A 19,381-nucleotide genomic window follows, 5' to 3' on the forward strand; every position below is an offset into this window, starting at 1 on the left:
AAAGAAAAAGACCAAGGTACTAAATCTAATTGACAGACTTGTGAATTACAAGGCATCAGTCTGCTTATTTATAAAGAATCTCTGTGTTCCGTTTGATAATAACCTTGCGGAACGTGATTTGCGCATGATTAAGGTTAAAACCAAGGTCTCAGGATGTTTTCGCAGTGAGGAAGGCGCACAGGAATATCTTACAATCATGAGCTATATTGGGACTGCTCATAAGCATGGAATAAATGCTTTTACAGCAATCAGAGAAGCCCTTTTAGGGAATTCCGATATCATCTTTAACTAATGGAGTTCTGAACAGTTACTTTATAAGTATATAATTCATTGACAAAGAAATAATAATAGCAAACTTATAACATATATTAAAAAGCAAAAATATAAGTTGAACTTTACAAAAATAAGAGTATAACGAAAAATATAAGATGGATTTTACGGGATGCTTGAGCGTGTGATTCGATTTGTATCTAAAAATAAGGCAGGGAAATTGTATTTTCCCCCTCAATCGGCTATACTGTTTGTAGATGACAGTGTAGTCGATTTTTCAGTAGTGAAAGCAGGTGCAGAACATGAAGAAGCCCTTAGCAATTGGCGTGGATAATTACAAAGAAATCATTAATGAAGAATATTATTATGTAGATAAAACTTTGCTGATGAAGGAACTTCTGGATAAAAAGGGAAAAGTAAGTCTTTTCACAAGACCCAGACGATTCGGTAAAACACTTGCACTCAGCATGCTGAAAACTTATTTTGAGAAAGAATATACCAGAGATGGAGTGTTAATAGATAACAGCGGATACTTTGAGGGAATGAGGATTCTGGATGCCGGAGAACGCTATGCGGATGAGATGGGTCAGTATCCGGTGATTTCTTTATCGCTTAAATCTGCAAAACAGCCAGACTTTGAGACGGCTTATTTTTGTCTGAAGAATGAAATTGGAAGGGAGTTTGACCGGCATAATTATATTATTGAGTCGGATACCTTGACAGAAGAAAAGACTCGATTTCTACAAATCAGGGACCAGAAGGCAGAATATGCAATCAATGTCACTGCCCTGCAGTTTTTATCATTTTGTTTGGAAAAATTTCATCATAAAAAAGCGATTATTTTAATCGATGAATATGATGTTCCACTGGAAAATGCTTACTTCCATAATTTTTATGATCAGATGATTCATTTTATCCGTTCATTGTTTGAGTCTGCTTTAAAAACCAATGACAGCCTTCAGTTTGCGGTCATTACGGGGTGCCTTCGGATCAGCAAAGAGAGTATTTTTACAGGCTTAAATAATCTGGAAATCATCTCTATACTGAATGTGGATTATGCCGAGTATTTCGGATTTACGCAGTCGGAGATAAACGTCATACTGGATGATTACGAGTTAAATGAAAAAGAACAAGAAGCCAAATTCTGGTATGATGGATACCTGTTTGGTAAAACTGAAGTATACAATCCATGGAGTGTAATCAATTATGTGAAAAGTGCGATGGCTGATTTTGATGCTTTTCCCAAGCCATATTGGTCCAACACCTCTTCAAATTCTATTGTGCGGGAACTGATTGAAACCGCAAACAGCGAGGCAAAACAGGAAATCGAGAACCTGATTTCTGGCGGTACGATTGAAAAACCGGTACATGAAGACATTACCTATGGGGATATTCATAAGACGCAGGATAACTTGTGGAATTTCCTTTTCTTCACTGGATATCTGAAAGCGGAAAGTCTGAGATTTATAGAAGATACAATCTATCTTACAATGAAAATACCCAATATGGAAGTGCGCTATATTTACCGTAAATTCATTCGTGAATGGTTTGATGAAAAAATCAAGGTGAGAGATTTCTCGTCTCTTTATCAGGCATTTGCAGATATAGATGAGGCGAAGATTGAAACCGAAATCCGGGACATCCTGAAAATCAGCATCAGCTATTATGACGGCAATGAGAGCTTTTATCATGGCATCATGACCGGACTTTTGCAAGGCTGGTCAAATTACACCATCAAATCCAACCGTGAAAGTGGTGATGGCCGCCCCGATCTGGTTTTGATTCCACTGGATGAGCGGGATCCGCTATATATTTTAGAATTTAAATATACGAAGGTCTTCACAGAGATGGATGCGGGGTGTCAAAAAGCGCTGCAGCAGATCGAGGATCAGAATTATGCAGAAGAATTTCTGAATGAGGGGTACCTGAATATCCGGAAGCTTGGAATCTGCTTTTGTAAGAAGAGTTGTCGGGTGAAAAGCTGTCATATATAGCATTTTTTGCATGTGAAGATGGTTTCCTGACAGCATCTACACTAGCAACAACCCAGCTGCAAGAATGGGCAACTCAGATCCGGGAATGTCAAAACAGAATTCCTGGAACATCTGTAAAAGAATGGTGTGAGCAGCATGGATTAAACGTGGCGAATTATTACTATCGCCTTCGTGAAGTGCGTAAGGCCTGCTTATGATTTATTCTTTAGTGCGTATTTTATTCTTAAAAAATGAAAAATAGATTTTGATTTCAAGGCTACCGGTTGATTGGTAGTCTTTTTTGCATTGGCATGCTACTTCAAGTAGCGTAAAATGATATATGTAGTTGGTAGAATATAGAATTCCATCATTATGGCGATACCAGAAGAAATAATCGCTAAATTAAGTAAAGCGAAAACGGATGAGGAACTGATTGAAATGATTAACTGTCTGACGGATGAGGATAAGAGAGAGGTACTTCTTAACTTGGTACGAAAAGCTCAATTGGAAAATAGATTTTGATAGGAAAGCATCTAGCTTATCAAAAGATAAACAAAAAAGTTGTTTAAATCCTGAATTTGGGTTATACTATGAATATGGAGGTAGCAAAATGAAATTATTGAGAGTAAAAGCAAGTAACTTTAAGAACTGTGATGATAATTTTGCCATAGACATGGTTGCAAAATCCAAAAAGACATCTGAGGACAAAGAATATGAATTGCAGGAAATCGCAGATGATCTGTATGTGTATAATACCTTGGCTTTTGTAGGGAAAAATGCATCAGGTAAAACAACAGCAATAGAACTCCTTGATTGCTGCTATTCAATTTTGGGTGATTTTAGACTTGAAAATAAGCATTATGATTATGAAAATATTCGACTGGAGATTATATTTTTCCATGAGGGATTTTTATATTGCTATAGAACAGTGCTTAAATCAGATACAACATTAGGCAATAAGGCAACGTTCACAGAAGAAGTAATACTAAAGAAAAAATATTTCAAGTCTAATATCAAGGATATTTATAACACGGATGAGTATGAAAAACTTGATAAAACAGGTGATTTGCCGGAAGATACATCAAATATCTTTTTTGTATTAAAGAAAAAAGCTACCCGTGCTCTGTATTTTGACTGTGAGGGCGAGGGAGTAGATACTTATCAGCTCTTATTTAAGGCATTGAAGAATTATAAGATTTCGATGGATACCTTGTCTGTTATCATTCAAATATTTGATGAGAACATCATTAATTTGAAAATGATTGATGAGCATAATTATAAAGTAACGTATAAAGAGGCTGAGAAGATGCTTTCTGATAAAGAGTTGATCTATATTATGTCTAGTGGTACGACAAAGGGTATGTTCTTATACACATTGGTAGTAGCATCGCTTCAGCAGGGATTTGATTTATTGATTGATGAGATAGAAAATCATTTTCATAAAACACTTGTGGAGAATTTGATTAGTTTGTATAAAGATAAGTCAGTAAACAAGCATAATGCCTCTTTAATTTTTACAACGCATTATTGTGAAGTCTTAGATTTATTTAATCGAAGAGACAATATTTGGATTTCAAAATCAGGAGAAAAGGTATATTTGAGCAATATGTATGATGATTTTGATGTACGCACAGAGCTACTAAAAAGCAAGCAGTTCTATAACAATACCTTTCAGACGGCAGTAAATTACGATGAACTTATGAATCTAAAGAGGAAGTTGATGCGATGAAATTACTAATTATGTGCGAAGGACCCAATGAGTTGGCGATTATGCGAATTCTATTGAGAAACAATCTCCTGGCTTTCTCCGAAGATGATTTACTGAACTTGGTTCCTTATCATGCAAGACAAATCAAGAAATCTGCAGCAGTACAGACTGCTTTGAATTTATATCCGGGAGAAGTGAAAATTCTGCGAGTTGGAGATGGCTTAAATGAGAAACTTGTCATTCCAAAGGAATATGAAGAAAGGGTGATTGGTATAGAAAAGTATTGTACGAAACCTGAATTGGAAATGCTGTTAATTATTGCAGAAAAACAGTTTGTTGATTATGAAAAAGTAAAATCATCTATGAAACCAAAAATTTTTGCAAAGAATAACGTCAAATGTGGTCGCAAAAAATATGACAATAGTACATCATTTTATATGGATTACTTTGGTACAAATCCTGATGTACTTGTAATGGCAATCAAGGAATACAAAAGACTAAAAGGATCACATAAAAAAGATGAATTCTATCTGGCAGATTTGCTGAAGCCAGATACAATTTCTTAGGAGAAAAGAGTATTGTATAAGAAAAATAAGAGGTGCGTTTTTTGTTCCTGTCTTGACAAACGCATAGGAACAAAAAGAAGGAACATAAAAATTAAATAACATAAAAGCAATTCCATCGCGCTGATTTGTAAAAATAGTGAATTGATTAAAACCGGCGCAGATGATAATATAGTAACAACCAGACAGAATCAAAATTGCCATGCGGAATATAATGGTAATTTGGAACACAAAATCTAAGGACAAAGAGGTAAATATATTATGTGTGGAATAGTAGGATACGTGGGGGGCAATCAGGCAGCCCCAATATTATTATCAGGATTATCAAAATTAGAATACCGGGGTTATGACTCAGCTGGAATCGCTGTCCGTAATCCGGATACGGAAAAAATTGAGATTGTAAAGACGAAAGGACGTCTTTTGCCTTTGATCGAAAAGACAGACGAGGGACATGCGGTACCGGGAACCTGTGGAATTGGACATACCCGCTGGGCTACCCATGGAGAACCATCTGAGCTCAATGCCCATCCGCACTGCACGGAAGATCAGTCTGTTGTTCTCGTGCATAACGGTATTATCGAAAACTACCAGGAGTTAAAAGACAAGCTTGTCAAGACCGGCTATACATTTTATTCGGAGACAGACACCGAAGTTGCAACGAAGCTGATCGATTACTATTTCAAAAAAACAGGTTCTCCGCTGGAGGCCATTTCCAGAACCATGCTCCGTGTCAGAGGCTCCTATGCATTTGGCATTATGTTCCATGATTTCCCGGGAAAGGTGTTCGCTGCCAGAAAAGACAGCCCATTGATCATCGGTAAGAACGAGACGGGGTCTCTGATCGCATCGGACGTTCCGGCGATTCTTGACAGTACAAGAAATGTATTTTATATCGGCAACATGGAGATCGCGGAGCTGTCACAGAATGAGATCCATTTCTACAACATTGACCGGGAAGAGATCGAGAAAGAGATGGTAGAGATCAAGTGGGATGCAGAGGCAGCGGAAAAAGGCGGCTATGAGCATTTCATGCTGAAGGAGATCCACGAGCAGCCGAAGGCAGTGCAGGATACCATCGCGGCGTATGTGAAGGATGGCGCAATTGATTTCTCGGAAGTTGGTTTGACAGATGAGGTGCTGCAGTCTCTGGAACGTATTTACATTGTGGCGTGCGGTTCGGCTTATCATGTGGGAATGGTTGCGAAGTATGTGCTGGAGGATCTGGCGCACATACCGGTTGAAATAGACTTGGCATCGGAATTTCGTTACCGCAACCCGTATCTGGCGAAAAATTCACTGGTAATGGTCATTTCCCAGTCCGGGGAGACTGCGGATAGCCTTGCGGCGCTCCGTCTGGCCAAGGATCGGAATGTGCCGACGCTTGGCGTGGTAAATGTGGTTGGATCAAGCATTGCGAGAGAGAGCGATTACGTGCTCTATACCTATGCGGGACCGGAGATCTCTGTGGCAACGACCAAGGCTTACAGTACACAGCTGATCGCGACATATCTGATAGCAATTCAGGGAGCGAAGGTGAAGGGAATTATCGACGAAGCGCGTTACGATGCGCTGCTGAAGGAGCTGAATACTCTTCCTGAGAAGATTCAGAAGGCTCTGGATGACAAAGAGAGAATGCAGTGGTTTGCAAGCAAGTATGCCAATGCAAAAGACATTTTCTTCATCGGCCGTGGAATCGATTATGCGATCAGTATGGAAGGCAGCCTGAAGATGAAGGAGATCAGCTATGTGCACTCTGAGGCTTATGCGGCCGGAGAACTCAAGCATGGAACGATCAGTCTGATCGAGGACGGGACGCTGGTTGTCGGTGTTCTGACGCAGAAGGAGTTGTTTGAGAAGACGGTCAGCAATATGGTTGAGGTCAGAAGCCGTGGGGCATATCTCATGGGATTGACGAATTATGGAAATTACAGCGTGGAGGACACGGCGGACTTCTCCGTATATGTGCCGAAGACGGAGCAGTATTTTGCGACCAGTCTTGCGATTATCCCGCTGCAGCTGATGGGATATTATGTGAGCGTAGCGAAAGGCCTGGATGTGGATAAGCCGAGGAATCTGGCGAAGTCGGTTACGGTAGAATAGGATAGAAGAGATTAGTGCCGCAGCATTAGGACGGCATGAAGGCTGAAATAGAAATAGCCGGTTTATTTGAACTGTTATGTAGATGGTAAGGTATCTATAGCGGTTCGATAAACCGGCTATTTTAAACCCGTTTTTGGAGAATCAATCGGACAGTCATAATGAAATAGCGTTTTTCCAGAAATTCTGAAATACTCAAGGTATTTCTTATACCAGTCCGGTTGTGAAAACGCCCGTATTAAAAGGGAAACGTGTCAATTCATTGTCCTTGCTATAAAAAAATCATTATGATAAAATGAAATCAAGAGAAATCAAGAAAAATACTCGATGTTGTATTTCATATAATTCTGGAAAATGGAACTGGGGACAGGGATTGCAGAAACAGAATGGAGAGCAGCTTTGAACAGGAACAAAGAATTATACAATACGGAAAACTGCAGAGAGGGGTTTTGCTGTTTATATGATTTTGAGGAAGAGGATTAAAATCCTCGGCTGAATAGTAAATAGAAACAAATTGCAGACAAACAGGATACTCACGAAAATTTTGTGAAAAAATACGAAAAATGATATATAATAAAAGAACAGATATTTCCCCACAACTTGTACTAAGGAAGAATCCGGCGAGCCGGTAGGATACCCTGGTACCCACGCAGTGCGCATCTGAACAGCGTTCAGATTCTCGTGTGCACTGCTCCAGAGGAGCGAAAATGAGCGGAATTTATGTAAAACAGCCGGCAGACTATAATCATTCATTTGAACCATATTATCAGGAGACGCAGGCAATTGAGGTGTTTCATAAAGGCGGTCTTGAAACACTTCTTTTTCGTATGCAGAAAGGAATATCCGGATGCTTCCAGGCTGTACCGGGGGAGGATAATTCGGAGGTTTACTATATCGTCAGCGGGAAGATACGCCTGATTCCGCTGGATGAGGATCCGGTGATCCTTGAAACAGGAGACTTCTTTTCATTTAGTGATCGAAAAGACGGAACAATCTTTTACATACAGCAGGACACGGAATTTCTGTGTGTATCAAATGGTGCCCTGTATGAGGGCAATCTGGATATCGCAAAAAGCATCAATAAAATGATGGACCAGCTGCAGGAAAAAGACGGGGACAGCAGAAGCCACGGGGAACGTGTGCGCAGTATGGTAATTCGGATGGTCGGGCGGATGAAGCAGTTTGACGCTTCACAGCTGGAGGTGATTCTTCAGGCGACCAGAGTTCATGATGTGGGGAAAATCCGCGTTCCACTTCCGATTCTGATTAAGCCGGACAGGCTCACAGATGACGAATATGAGATAATGAAGCGGCATGCGGCGTATTCGGCGGAATTTACAAAGGAGCTTTTTGACGGAGAACTTGCCAGGATTGTCCGGCATCATCATGAACGATATGATGGCACAGGATATCCAGATGGTCTGAAGGGTGAGGAGATCCCGATCGGAGCGAGAATCATCGCGGTGGCGGAGGCTTATGACGCCATGACAATCTCGAAATCATATCACAAAGGAGTCTCTGCGAAGGAGGCGATGGAAGAACTGAGAAGATGCGCCGGCACACAGTTTGATCCGGTGTGTGTCGAGGCATTGCTGAAAGCGTATACAGATCCGGACTTTTCGGAGGAAGAAGACACCATTGTCCAGAATACGGAGCGGATGCTCGAGGAACAACGGAATGAGAAGAGGAAACGAGATTTTCTTTCCAATATGAGCCATGACATGCGGACGCCGATGAATGCCATCATTAATCTGACGGCACTTGCGAGAGAGGACATGGATTCCAGAGAGATGCTGCGCGACGACCTGGACAAAATCGATGCATCCAGCACATTTCTGCTGGGGCTGATCAATGACATTCTGGACGTGGCCTATATGGAAAGCGGGAAGATGACCTTCCATCCCAAGGTCTGTTATCCGGAAGTCTTCTGGAAGTACATCGAGAGCGTGATTGTGCCGCTGTGTCAGGAGAAGCATATTCGGTTTGAATGGAAGAAAGAGGACGATCAGGTTCCGATTTACACGGACGAAGTACGTTTTCAGCAGATTTTCTTTAATATTTTGTCTAATGCGGTGAAGTATTCAAAAGAGGGGACAACGGTTGCGCTGTATGCCGAAAATGTGTCCGTTGAAAATGGGATTCAGCACGTGGATTATGTTTTTGCGGATCAGGGATCAGGAATGAGCGAGCAGTTTCAGAAAAAGCTGTTCCAGCCTTTCGAGAGAGAGGACATCGGCGGGGAGCTTGCAGGAACTGGACTGGGACTTGCGATTACAAAGAAAATCATCAGTCAGATGGGCGGAACCATCGACGTGGAGAGCAAACTGGGGGTCGGGACAACGGTGCGGGTTCATCTGGATCTGCCCGCCGCATCCAGACGGCAGATCGAGGAGGACACACTGCTTCGGGCGGAACGCAGCAAGACCGCCCAGTATTATGACATCAAGGGTGTACGTATCCTTTTGGCGGAGGATCACCCGATGAACCGGGAGATTGCACTGCGTCTTTTGGAAAAAGTGGGGGCGATTGTGGATGTTGCAGAAAACGGACAGACGGCGGTGGATAAATTCGAGGCATCGGAAGAATTTTCGTATGACGCGATTTTGATGGATGTCCGAATGCCGATCATGGATGGATTGACTGCGACGCAGATGATCCGCGCCATGCCCCGGGAGGACGCAAAGAAGGTGCTGATTATTGCGATGACTGCCGAGGCGTTGGAGCAAAACAAAAAAGAGACGATGGCAGCAGGCATGAATGCACATCTGTCTAAACCGGTCGATCCGAATGATCTGTATCGCACGATTGCAATCGGTATAGATGAGAGAGTATGAGCATCGGATTTACACGGGGCGTAAAATCAGAAGGACCTCACAAAAGGTGTCCTATATTTCTGAGCAGAAGCGGTGGAGAATAAAAAACAGGCAAGATCAGGAGGAACAGAATGAAATACTACAACATTAAAAACACAGATTTAAAAGTATCCAATGCAGCACTGGGCTGTATGCGCATTGAATCAAAATCAGTCGAAGAGGTGGAAGCGCTTGTCGCGGCTGCACTGGATGCGGGAATAAACTTTTTTGACCACGCAGACATTTACGGCGGTGGTAAGTCGGAAGAATTATTTGGCGAAGTATTAAAACGGAATCCAGGTTACAGAGAAAAGATGATCCTTCAGACAAAATGTGCGATCGTGCCGGGAAAGCGGTATGATTTTTCGAAAGAATATATCATGAGCTGTGTGAACGGTTCTTTGAAGAGACTGCAGACGGACTATATCGACATATTGCTGCTGCACCGCCCGGACGCCCTCTGCGATCCGGCAGAAGTGGCGGAGACATTTGATGAATTGTATAAAAGCGGCAAAGTGAAGTACTTTGGTGTGAGCAACCATACCGGAATGCAGATCGAGTTGTTGAAGAAATATGTGAAGCAGCCGCTGATCATCAACCAGCTGCAGTTATCGGTTATTCACAGTGTCTTAATCGATTCTGGGTTAAATATGAACATGGTGGAACCGTATGCAGCGGATAAGGATGGGGCGACACTGGATTACTGCCGTCTGAATGACATTCTCATCCAGCCGTGGTCCTCACTTCAGGCCAGCTGGGCAGATGGAACTTTTATCGACAATCCCAAATATCCGAAAACGAATGAAGTGCTGGCTTCACTGGCGGAAAAATACCATACCAATAAAACAGCCGTTTCTTTGGCATGGCTGCTTCGTCATCCGGCAGGTTTTCAGCCAATCATTGGGACGACGTCACCGTTTCATTTAAAGCAGGCATTAGAAGCGGAGAACTTTGAACTGACCAGACAGGAGTGGTACGACCTGTATCTGGCAGAAGGAAAACCGCTGCCGTAAGAAAACTCAGCGCCGGAGCTGGGACAGAAACCGCTCCTGCTCCAGATCATCCACTGCCTGATCATAGGTAGTCTGCGCATGGACGATACAATATAATATAAAAAGAGTGAACATATCGGACACCTCCCGGAAGCAATCATAGTTATTATATTATGTGCGTTCCGTGAGGTGTTTATGCATGTTTGTCCTGAAAGAAATGTGGTATGGCGAAAATCGGTCAAATGAGCACCGCGTGAAATCGCCTGTGCTGAAACAGAAATGCCACCGAAAATATTACCGGAAACAGGCGAAAAAGGATTGGGCGGAGCGCAGGTTTCCGAATGAGGTGAGCCGGACACCGAAGGTTGTCTCGTAATGGAGCTGATCACCATCCAGTATTTTTTTGTTCATAAAACTTCTGATTATGTAATGGCTGAAATCCGAACCAGGCAAAGCAGCTTCGTCCGGCTCCGGCAGGGCGGTTACGGCATTCAAAAAGTCCTGAAAGCTTTTTTTCGGGTCCTGCGTACAACCACAGCCGTCCGCAAGCTTTTTTCTCAACGTTGTTTTCAGTTCTAACTGTGCCAGGAGATTCTCGGATACAGGTGATATGCCCTGATGGAGTGCCAGTTCATATTCTTTGCGGAGATCCAGAATCTGCAAGTCCAGCAGGTGCTGCTTGACTTGGAGAATCTGAGGCTGGGAACGGCTGTCCGGCGCAGGAGCCATACCCAGCGCAGAGGCATTCCCAGGCGAAGGAGCCATACTCAGCGCAGAAGCATTCCCAGGCGAAGGAGCCATACTCTGCACGGAAGCATTTCCAGGCGAAGGAGCCATACTCTGCACGGAAGCATTTCCCTGCGCAGAAGAACTACTTGGCTCGGGAACACTCCCCAGCGCAGAAGCAAGTACAGGCGCCGCCGAAATTGCTTCCTGCGTCTGCACTTGTCGGAACAGCCTGACAATTTCGGAATCTTCGCGGTGCAGCAGGATATCCTTTTTTATATCATAAAGCATTTCCATAAAGGCGTGCTTCATGGAAATTTCTGCTGCCGGTGCTGCCGGGCAGGTGCGGCCGCTTTGGTCAGAGCCACATTTCTCGGTGGAATTTGGACATTTCCATACGGCGTAGGAGGCGGGCACTTTCCCGTTGCTGTTATCCTGCATGGGGGAGCCGGTGTGGTAGGACATGCGGCGCATGGGACTTCCGCAGCGGGCACAGATAATCCCGGCAAAGGGGGAGGGGACAGGGCCGCGACCACGGCTGTTGATGTTGGGGGCGGTGCCATCAGAAAGGATCGGATCGGTGCCCCCACATTTGGCGCGCTGCTTTTGCATGAGGAATGCCTGCACCCGGTTCCAGGTGTTCCTGTCAATAATAGCGGGATGATGATCGGTCAGAATGTATTTCTCATATTCCCCATTGTTGCGGACAGATTTGTGAGTCAGAAAGCTCTCGGTGTAGGTCTTTTGCATGATTAGGTCTCCGGCGTATTTTTCGTTGCGCAGGATTTTGAATATGGTGTCAGCTCTCCAGAGACCGCCGTTGACGGTGGGACAACTCCTCCGGGTCAGCTCGCGGGCGATGGCGTTGGCGCTGATTCCCTCCAGAAATCGGTCGTAGATGTAGCGGACCGTTCCGGCCTGTTCTTCGTTGATTGCCCAGTTCCCATCCCGGCACTGGTCGTATCCGAGCATGCGGCGCAGATTGATCTGGGGCTTGCCGGAGCGAAAGTTTTTCTGGATGGACCATTTGATGTTTTCCGAGATGGATCGGCTTTCTTCCTGTGCCATGGAGCAGTAGAATGTGAGGAACATCTCGCAGTTGGAGTTGAGAGAGTCAATATTCTCACGCTCAAAGTAGATACCGACAGGTGGGTGGAGACGCTGGAGCTCGTGGATGCAGTCGAGGGCATCGGCCGTGTTTCGCGCGAAGCGGGAAATGGATTTGGTGATAATATAATCCATCTTTCCGGCTTTGGCGTCCTGCAGCATCAGGTTGAACTGGATTCGCTTTCGGCGTGTGGTTCCTGATTTGCCCTCGTCCGCGTAGATGCCGGCCAGCCGCCAGCTGCTTTTTTCACAGATCAGGGAGGTGTAATATTTTTTCTGGGCAGCGTAGGAACCCTCCTGACTTTCCTCCTCCGTGGAAACGCGACAGTAGGCGGCGACGCGCAGACCATCCTGGTTCAGAAACTGGTCTCCGTTCTGGAGATGGCGTCGGGTGGCGGGAATGATGTCGACCTGAGGAAGACCGGAGCCAGACGTGGGGAGCGGCTGACCCAGGGCAGATGATCCGGCGAGGGACGGATCTGACGTAAATGCGATGGAGTCGGTTTCGGTGTACGGGCATGACTTTGCGAGTGTTGGTTTCATAAATAACCTCCTTGGTAAATTAAACATCTGTAAGCATTCCCCCACTTCAAGTGCGCAGAGCACTAAGTGGTGGGTAAGGGGGATGCTTGTTTCAGCAGGGGATTAAAAGCCCCTGCTGAAAGGCAGCGTAGCTGCAGGATGTTCATGAGCAAGTAGCAGAGCGGATTGCGAATGTCCGCTTTACTGGTTTATGGGGTACGAAAGGGCGGTCAGAACAGACGGCCGGAGAGATCTTCATCCGAGCAGGAGCCATCGAACCAATAGATCCGGTACCGCTGAGGAGAAAAGACCGTAATGGATAGAATAAATGCTTTGAGATACCGGGGAAAGAGCTGCGTGGATATCTCCGAAATACTGCCGGACCAGGATCTGTCAGCCGAGGCGTTTGCGTCTGCGCTGCCTGCGAGCCCACCACCGATGTGTCTGCCGCCTGCAGAACGCAGCAACCGGATCGCCTCCCGGCGCAGCTCATAGTCGGCATCCAGTGCAGGCCAGTACTGCTCGGTGTGATGCAAAAGTGCGGTGAGCGTCTCCTTTTTTTCGGTATTATTTTCGGAAAGCGCGGACAGTTGTTTTTGGAGAAAAGCGGTGTCCTGCTCCCAATCATCGGCCTGTACGACCGTCTCAAGCTGTGACAGCAGACTGCTAAAAGGTGCCTGCCCGGGACACTCGGGATCGGAACTGCAAGTCAGGAACCGTTCCGCAAATGCCCGGGCGCAGAGATCCATGATCTGCGATTCATAGACGATTGGAGCATGGCACACATCAAGCCCATTGTCCTGTGTGGTGGAGGCACAGTACCAGATGGGGCGGTTTCTGCGGTTGCGCGTCCGGTAGAACCTTCCGCAATGTGCGCAGACCAGGCGCCCGGAAAGAGGATGGAAGATGGGGGCGGTGTGACGGGCATACCGGGCGGAGTTGATTTGACGTATGGTCTGCGCCTGCAGGAACAGCTCGCGGCTGACGATAGCCGGGTGGTGATTTCGTATATAAAACTGTGGCAGCTCGCCATGGTTTCGGAGCGTCCGGCGGCATTTGTAATCCGGCCGATAGGTTTTCTGGAGGAGTACATCGCCGGTATAGCGCTCCAACCGTATGATCTGGGTGATGTGCCGGGCGGTCCATCCTTCCGTGATCCCGGGCTTTAAAACTCCGTTCTGCGGAGGGAACCGGGCCTGCCGGGGTGTGGAAACGATGCCTGCGGGTGCCGGAATGCGGTCGCGATTCAGACTTCGGGCTATGGAAATGTAGGAGCTTCCGTCGGCGGTCTCCTGGAAAATGCGCCGGATCACGGCAGCTTCGTCCTCAACGATTTGTACTTTTCGAAAGGTGTACCCACTGTCGGTCACCTGGAACGGGTGGTCGCTGACATCGTAGCGGTAGCCGTAGATCGGAATGTTTCGTGTCTCGCCTCTGGGACCGCGGCTGCGGATGCCCCACCGGATATTGGCGGAGATGCTCCGGCTCTCCTCCTGCGCGATGGCACCGAATGCCGTGAACATCAGATCGTTCTGGACAATAGCGGTGTCAAGGTGCTCTTTTTCAAACAGGATCGTCACATGATTTGTTTTCAAAACCTCCAGTGCTCTCAAAAAATCCCGTGAGTTTCGGACGAAACGGGAGATGGATTTGGTTATGATCCGGTCGATCCGCCCCTCCTCGCAGTGGCGCAGAAGCCGGTTGAATCCGGTGCGCCCTTCCCGGCTGGTGCCGGAGATACCACAGTCCGAGTAGATTCCGGCGCAGACCCAGGAGGGGGTGGTGCCAAGCAGGCGGGTGAAATAAGTGTGCTGCGTCTCGTAGGATTCCTCCTGATCGTGGTGATCTGTGGATACGCGGATGTAGGCGGCGACTTGCAGCAGAGTGTTTGATGACATGGTTGTTCCTTCTTTCTTCTGGTTGGTCAGGTTGCAGGGTTACATAGATATTTTATCACCGCAGGCAGGAAATGGTGAGAAATGGAAATGGACAGATACTGCTGTCATATTGATTGCTAAAATGCGGCATCGGAGATATAATAATTACACACATTTTTATCTTGAAAGTGGATAAAGCCTTCGGCAGGATCGCAGAGTGCTCTGGATGGAATAATCAGCAGGCTGACGGGCGGTCACAGCAATTATGCCAGGGCATAGTTGAATTATAGAGAGGAAGCGTACAGCGACGGGGGGAAACATGGAATATATTATAGAAGATATACTGGATATCGCGCCCTATCTTCCAATCGGAGGATTCTTTGGCGTCACCGCGCTGGTGGCGGTGCTGTCATTTCAGACTGACAGAGGGAAGGAGCGGCGCATCGGCTATGCCATCGGGTGCGGACTGTTTGTGGCGCATTTTGTTGTGATGATGGAGGTCGCGTTGTTGTCGAGAGAACCCGGAACCCGGGATTCACTGGATCTGGTTTTGTTCAGCACCTGGGGAGAGACGATGCAGTCGAGGGCGTATGTGATCGAGAATGTGATCATGTTTATACCCTACGGCATTCTGCTCCCGATTGTTACGGGGTGGATGAAGAAGCCGTGGCGGACAGTGGCAGCGGGCTTCGTGGTAAGTGTACTGATCGAGGCAATACAGTACGTGACCAAGATGGGGTACTGCCAGCTGGATGATGTGGTCATGAATGTGGCGGGAACCTGTCTGGGATATGGGCTCTGCAGGATTGCACAAATGTGCTGCAGGAGATATAATAAAAACAATTCCTGATGATTTTGGGACAGAGGACAAAAGAGGAAACCGAAAAGGACACCGGGGGGGGAGACCAGAGGGAAGATGACGGAGAGCACAGAGGCAATTACATTAGGGAAACTGTTGGGCATCATACAATTAAATACGCCGATCCATCTGAAATGCGGCGCGGATGTGGAGTGGGATTTCGTCTATAAGTCAACATTGATGCGGTTTGACGAGCGCATCCGACCATACAGGGAACACAGGGTGACGAATGTGTATCTGTTTTACAGAACACTTGTCATTGAGGTGGAATAGGCGGAGTCTCAGTGAATGTGTCAGCACACCAGAATGGAGTATTATGTTATATCAGATAACGAACGGAACCGTTTCGATGGGAGGGAGGACCATTCTCTCTCACATCGATTTTGAGATAAAAGGAAAAGAAAAAATAGCAGTAGTCGGGCGCAACGGAGCGGGAAAAACCACGCTTCTGCGCTTGATTGCGGGAGAGCTGGAGACGGACAGGGATGATCGGCAGATGGCGGAGAGCATCACCAGCTCCAGGAAACTCACGATCGGTATGCTCCACCAGAATGCTGTCCGGGACCAGGACAGGACCGTGGAGGAAATCCTGCTGAAGAACTGCCCGGAGAAGGATACATTTTCCAGAGAGCGATTTGCCTACGAGACGGAGTACGACCGTATTTTTACCGGATTCGGGTTTGAAAAATGGCAGAAGCGGCGAAAGCTTTCCACGTTCTCGGGCGGGGAACAGGCGAAGATATCTCTGATTCAGCTGCTGCTGGAGAAGCCGGATATCCTGCTTCTGGATGAGCCGACCAACCATCTGGATATTCCGACGGTGGAATGGCTGGAGGAGTATATGCGGGAATATGATAAGGCGGTGGTGTTCGTCTCCCACGATCGATTTTTTCTGGATCAGGTCGTGGATGTGGTCTATGAACTGCAGGGCGGTAAGCTGAAGCGCTATCCGGGGAGCTACACCCATTACCGGGAGCAGAAGTGCCGGGATATCGCGCAGCAGACAAAGGCGTACGAGCGGCAGCAGGCAGAGCTGGAACGGCTGAACCAGCTGGTGGAGAAGTTCAAGCACAAGCCGAAGAAGGCGGCGTTTGCCCGTTCCAGAAGGACCATGATGGACCGGATGGAGCGGACGCCAAAGCCGGAGCCGGATGATGTACATATATTTACAGGGGTGCTGGAGCCGAAGTTTCCCGGCAGCAAATGGGTGTTTGAGGCGGATCAGCTGAAGATCGGCTACGAGAAAGCTCTGCTGGAATTATCTCTCAGGGTGAAGCGGGGGCAGAAGATCGGAATCATCGGGGATAACGGTGCCGGAAAGAGCACATTTCTGAAGACAATGGTCGGGGAAATTCCTCCAGTCGGAGGAAAGTGCAGGCTGGGAGAGCATACCATGCTCGGCTATTTCGATCAGCAGTCCGCTTCGGTGGAATCGGACAAACAGGTGGCGGAGCATTTCCATGATCTGTTTCCGGGGATGACGGAGAAGGAAGTCCGGCAGACGCTGGGTGCATATCTGTTTCGCGGAAAGGACGCGTCGAAGAAGGTGCACGCACTGTCCGGCGGGGAGAAGGCACGGCTGGTGCTGGCGGAACTTCTGACCGGCAGACCGAATCTTATGGTGCTGGATGAACCCACAAATCACATGGATATTCAGGCGAGGGAGACGTTGGAGTCTGCGTTTCGCGCATACACCGGGACGATTCTGTTCGTGTCCCACGACCGGTATTTTATCCGGCAGGTGGCGGATGCGATTCTGGTGTTCGATGAGCAGTCGGTCATGTACTATCCGTTTGGGTACGAGCACTATCTGAAACGGAGCAGACAGGGCAGCGGGGAACAGCTTTCGGCCATGATACGCGCCGAGGAGCAGGCGATGATTGCGGACTTCAAAGCGGTGCCGAAGGCGGAACGCCACAGGCTGCGGGAAATCAGCACAGAGGATGCATTTGTGGACTGGAAGTTCCGTCTGGCGGCGGAGCCCATGGAGGAGGCGAAGGCACGCACGGAAGAGCTCTGGGAGCGCTGGAGTGCAGTGCACGGCGAGGTGCAGACTGCATGGTGGAATCCGGATGCAGTACCTGCGCAGCTGGAGGAACTGCAGCGTGAGGAGACAAGGGTACGGAAGGAGCTGGACGGCGCCTGGGAAGAGTGGACGCGCGGCTGTATGGAGTGGCTGGAAGTATGCTGGAGCATAAATGAATTTACTGAGGGGGAATAGAGGGTGAAGAAGTTGGGAAACAAGAAGATATGGGTACGTGTGGCAGTGGGAATTGTGGCAGTGGTCGTGTTGGCTTTTGTGGCATTTACCGTGGTCAAGGGAATCGGGAAATCGAGAATTTCCAAAAATGCGGCAGTGAAGGGAGACACCTCGGGAGATCCGTTTTTATATCACGACAAAAAGTACCATTACAATACAGATCTGGTCAATATATTGTGCGAGGGTGTGGATCGCGACACTTCTCTGACGTCGGACAACGCGGTGGGGAAAGCCGGTCAGGCAGATGTACTGTTTCTGATCAGCCTCAACACGAAAACGGATGAATGGAAACTGTACAGCATTCCGCGGGAGAGCATGACGGTGGTGCGGACGCTGGATGAAAAGGGAGAGCTGGCCGATGTTCAGACCATGCAGATTACGCTGCAGTACGCGGTGGGACGGAACGGGGCGGAGAGCTCTGAACTGGTCGGCGAAGCGGTGTCGGAGATTATGTGCAGCATTCCGATTCAGAGATACGCCGCCATCAACTTTAACGCGTTTCCGGAGATAAACGATGCGGTCGGCGGTGTCACGGTCACCGTGGAGGAAGAAAGCTATGACCAGGTGATCGCGGACCGTGTGAAAGGGTATGAGGTCGGCAGCACGATCACCCTGAAGGGCGAGGATGCATTCACATTTGTGAGAGAGCGTAATAGCTATGTGCAGGAAAGCTCATCCCAGCGTCTGCTCCGGCAGAAGCAGTATGTGAAGGCGTTCGTGCCCGCCGCCAAAAAGGCGATCAAAAAAGATATCACACTTCCGCTGAAGCTGAAGAACATTATGAAGGATGATATGGTTACGGATATCAGCCTCAGTGAGATGGCGTACCTGACTACCGCATTTTCGAAGGTGTCATTTGATGACATTGATATCATCACGCTCCCGGGTGAGGAAGTGCTCGGGAATAAATACAAGGAATATTACGTGGATGACGAAGCGGTGGAGGATATGGTGATTGATAACTTTTATCAGAAAGAATAGGGCGGATCGCATGTGATCGAGGCGACATACATTATATGCATACATTATATAAGGAGGGAACATCATGGAAGAATTTGCGGCAATCGAAGGCTTTGCCAAAGCGGTAAGGGCGGCAAAAGAAGCGTTTAATGAGGCTGTTTCGATGGAGATGGTCAGAACATGGGACAAAGCGCTGGTTGACTACGATACATTTTATTTTATTATGATGAGCAGTTATGTGGTAGAGTGTGTGGAGACACAGGAGTGTTTCGTTGGAAATCATTTTGGTTATCTGGCGAAGCTGCAGATGACCGACGACACAAGTATGACCGTGTTCATCAAGCGGGAGACGTTTCGCGATAAATTTCTCGCGGAGGGAAAAATCGTGGTGGATACGGCAGAATGCATGAAAAAACTGCAGGGATTGTGGAACGACAAGTCGTTTATTGCGAGAATGGAGATATCCGAGCCGGAGTGCCTGGACTGGGGAAAGAGAAAGTATGCCAAGCGGACACTGCACTTCAGTGGAATGTCGAGTGACAGCAGAGAAATCGTCACTTATGAGGGAATCGAGGAAGTGGGGCCGGAGTTATCAAGGCTGATTCCATAGCCGGA

At 47.2% G+C, this 19,381-nt stretch carries 14 protein-coding genes; 12 read left to right on the forward strand and 2 right to left on the reverse strand.

From position 1 onward, the window contains the following. The 7 genes from BUB85_RS14175 to BUB85_RS14205 form a co-directional block, all read left to right on the forward strand. Positions 1 to 292 (forward strand): IS66 family transposase (locus tag BUB85_RS14175; RefSeq protein WP_143160739.1); only part of this gene is annotated, 292 nt, incomplete at its 5' end. Between the two features lie 280 nt (positions 293 to 572). Beyond that, positions 573 to 2,264, forward strand: a complete 1,692-nt coding sequence (locus tag BUB85_RS14180) for an AAA family ATPase (RefSeq protein WP_073111657.1) — start codon at positions 573 to 575, stop codon at positions 2,262 to 2,264. 589 nt (positions 2,265 to 2,853) lie between these two features. Next, positions 2,854 to 3,972, forward strand: a complete 1,119-nt coding sequence (locus BUB85_RS14185) for an AAA family ATPase (RefSeq protein ID WP_073111659.1) — start codon at positions 2,854 to 2,856, stop codon at positions 3,970 to 3,972. Next, positions 3,969 to 4,517 (forward strand): GNAT family acetyltransferase, encoded by a 549-nt coding sequence (locus tag BUB85_RS14190; protein WP_073111661.1) that lies wholly within the window; start codon positions 3,969 to 3,971, stop codon positions 4,515 to 4,517. Before BUB85_RS14185 ends, BUB85_RS14190 begins: the two co-directional genes overlap by 4 nt. A gap of 258 nt (positions 4,518 to 4,775) precedes the next feature. Next, positions 4,776 to 6,614, forward strand: coding sequence for a glutamine--fructose-6-phosphate transaminase (isomerizing) (gene glmS / locus BUB85_RS14195; protein ID WP_073111663.1), 1,839 nt, complete (start codon positions 4,776 to 4,778; stop codon positions 6,612 to 6,614). Between the two features lie 704 nt (positions 6,615 to 7,318). Next, positions 7,319 to 9,445: an HD domain-containing phosphohydrolase gene (locus tag BUB85_RS14200; RefSeq protein ID WP_073111665.1), complete on the forward strand. Its 2,127-nt coding sequence runs from the start codon at positions 7,319 to 7,321 to the stop codon at positions 9,443 to 9,445. 110 nt (positions 9,446 to 9,555) lie between these two features. Further along, positions 9,556 to 10,476, forward strand: coding sequence for an aldo/keto reductase (locus BUB85_RS14205; RefSeq protein WP_073111667.1), 921 nt, complete (start codon positions 9,556 to 9,558; stop codon positions 10,474 to 10,476). A 273-nt stretch (positions 10,477 to 10,749) separates the two neighbouring features. On the opposite strand, the gene BUB85_RS14210 is transcribed toward BUB85_RS14205, so the two are convergent. Further along, positions 10,750 to 12,831, reverse strand: coding sequence for a recombinase family protein (locus BUB85_RS14210; protein WP_073111669.1), 2,082 nt, complete (start codon positions 12,829 to 12,831; stop codon positions 10,750 to 10,752). 209 nt (positions 12,832 to 13,040) lie between these two features. Next, entirely contained in the window at positions 13,041 to 14,708 is a 1,668-nt protein-coding gene (locus BUB85_RS14215; RefSeq protein ID WP_073111671.1) for a recombinase family protein, read from the reverse strand. Positions 14,709 to 15,006: 298 nt separating this feature from the next. Here BUB85_RS14215 and BUB85_RS14220 point away from each other — a divergent pair, with 298 nt between their 5' ends. The 5 genes from BUB85_RS14220 to BUB85_RS14240 all read left to right on the forward strand — a co-directional run bounded on the left by BUB85_RS14220 (position 15,007) and on the right by BUB85_RS14240 (position 19,376). Then, positions 15,007 to 15,537, forward strand: coding sequence for a VanZ family protein (locus tag BUB85_RS14220; RefSeq protein WP_073111673.1), 531 nt, complete (start codon positions 15,007 to 15,009; stop codon positions 15,535 to 15,537). Positions 15,538 to 15,603: 66 nt separating this feature from the next. After that, a complete protein-coding gene (locus BUB85_RS14225; RefSeq protein ID WP_073111675.1) occupies positions 15,604 to 15,819 on the forward strand; it encodes a hypothetical protein in 216 nt (71 codons plus the stop codon). 43 nt (positions 15,820 to 15,862) lie between these two features. After that, entirely contained in the window at positions 15,863 to 17,767 is a 1,905-nt protein-coding gene (locus BUB85_RS14230; RefSeq protein WP_073111677.1) for an ABC-F family ATP-binding cassette domain-containing protein, read from the forward strand. Positions 17,768 to 17,770: 3 nt separating this feature from the next. Next, on the forward strand, positions 17,771 to 18,787 hold the full coding sequence (locus BUB85_RS14235) for an LCP family protein (RefSeq protein WP_073111679.1): 1,017 nt from the start codon (positions 17,771 to 17,773) through the stop codon (positions 18,785 to 18,787). Positions 18,788 to 18,851: 64 nt separating this feature from the next. Next, positions 18,852 to 19,376 (forward strand): hypothetical protein, encoded by a 525-nt coding sequence (locus tag BUB85_RS14240; RefSeq protein WP_073111681.1) that lies wholly within the window; start codon positions 18,852 to 18,854, stop codon positions 19,374 to 19,376. The last annotated feature ends 5 nt before the right edge of the window (positions 19,377 to 19,381 follow it).

Origin of the sequence: Hespellia stercorisuis DSM 15480 (assembly GCF_900142165.1) — a bacterium.
Classification (GTDB): domain Bacteria; phylum Bacillota; class Clostridia; order Lachnospirales; family Lachnospiraceae; genus Hespellia; species Hespellia stercorisuis.

What these genes read in the sequence shown, in the direction of transcription:
- BUB85_RS14180 (WP_073111657.1), top strand. Translation starts at nt 573, where the DNA reads ATGAAGAAGCCCTTAGCAATTGGCGTGGATAATTACAAAGAAATCATT.
- BUB85_RS14185 (WP_073111659.1), top strand. Translation starts at nt 2,854, where the DNA reads ATGAAATTATTGAGAGTAAAAGCAAGTAACTTTAAGAACTGTGATGAT.
- BUB85_RS14190 (WP_073111661.1), top strand. Translation starts at nt 3,969, where the DNA reads ATGAAATTACTAATTATGTGCGAAGGACCCAATGAGTTGGCGATTATG.
- glmS (WP_073111663.1), top strand. Translation starts at nt 4,776, where the DNA reads ATGTGTGGAATAGTAGGATACGTGGGGGGCAATCAGGCAGCCCCAATA.
- BUB85_RS14200 (WP_073111665.1), top strand. Translation starts at nt 7,319, where the DNA reads ATGAGCGGAATTTATGTAAAACAGCCGGCAGACTATAATCATTCATTT.
- BUB85_RS14205 (WP_073111667.1), top strand. Translation starts at nt 9,556, where the DNA reads ATGAAATACTACAACATTAAAAACACAGATTTAAAAGTATCCAATGCA.
- BUB85_RS14210 (WP_073111669.1), bottom strand. Translation starts at nt 12,831, where the DNA reads ATGAAACCAACACTCGCAAAGTCATGCCCGTACACCGAAACCGACTCC.
- BUB85_RS14215 (WP_073111671.1), bottom strand. Translation starts at nt 14,708, where the DNA reads ATGTCATCAAACACTCTGCTGCAAGTCGCCGCCTACATCCGCGTATCC.
- BUB85_RS14220 (WP_073111673.1), top strand. Translation starts at nt 15,007, where the DNA reads ATGGAATATATTATAGAAGATATACTGGATATCGCGCCCTATCTTCCA.
- BUB85_RS14225 (WP_073111675.1), top strand. Translation starts at nt 15,604, where the DNA reads ATGACGGAGAGCACAGAGGCAATTACATTAGGGAAACTGTTGGGCATC.
- BUB85_RS14230 (WP_073111677.1), top strand. Translation starts at nt 15,863, where the DNA reads ATGTTATATCAGATAACGAACGGAACCGTTTCGATGGGAGGGAGGACC.
- BUB85_RS14240 (WP_073111681.1), top strand. Translation starts at nt 18,852, where the DNA reads ATGGAAGAATTTGCGGCAATCGAAGGCTTTGCCAAAGCGGTAAGGGCG.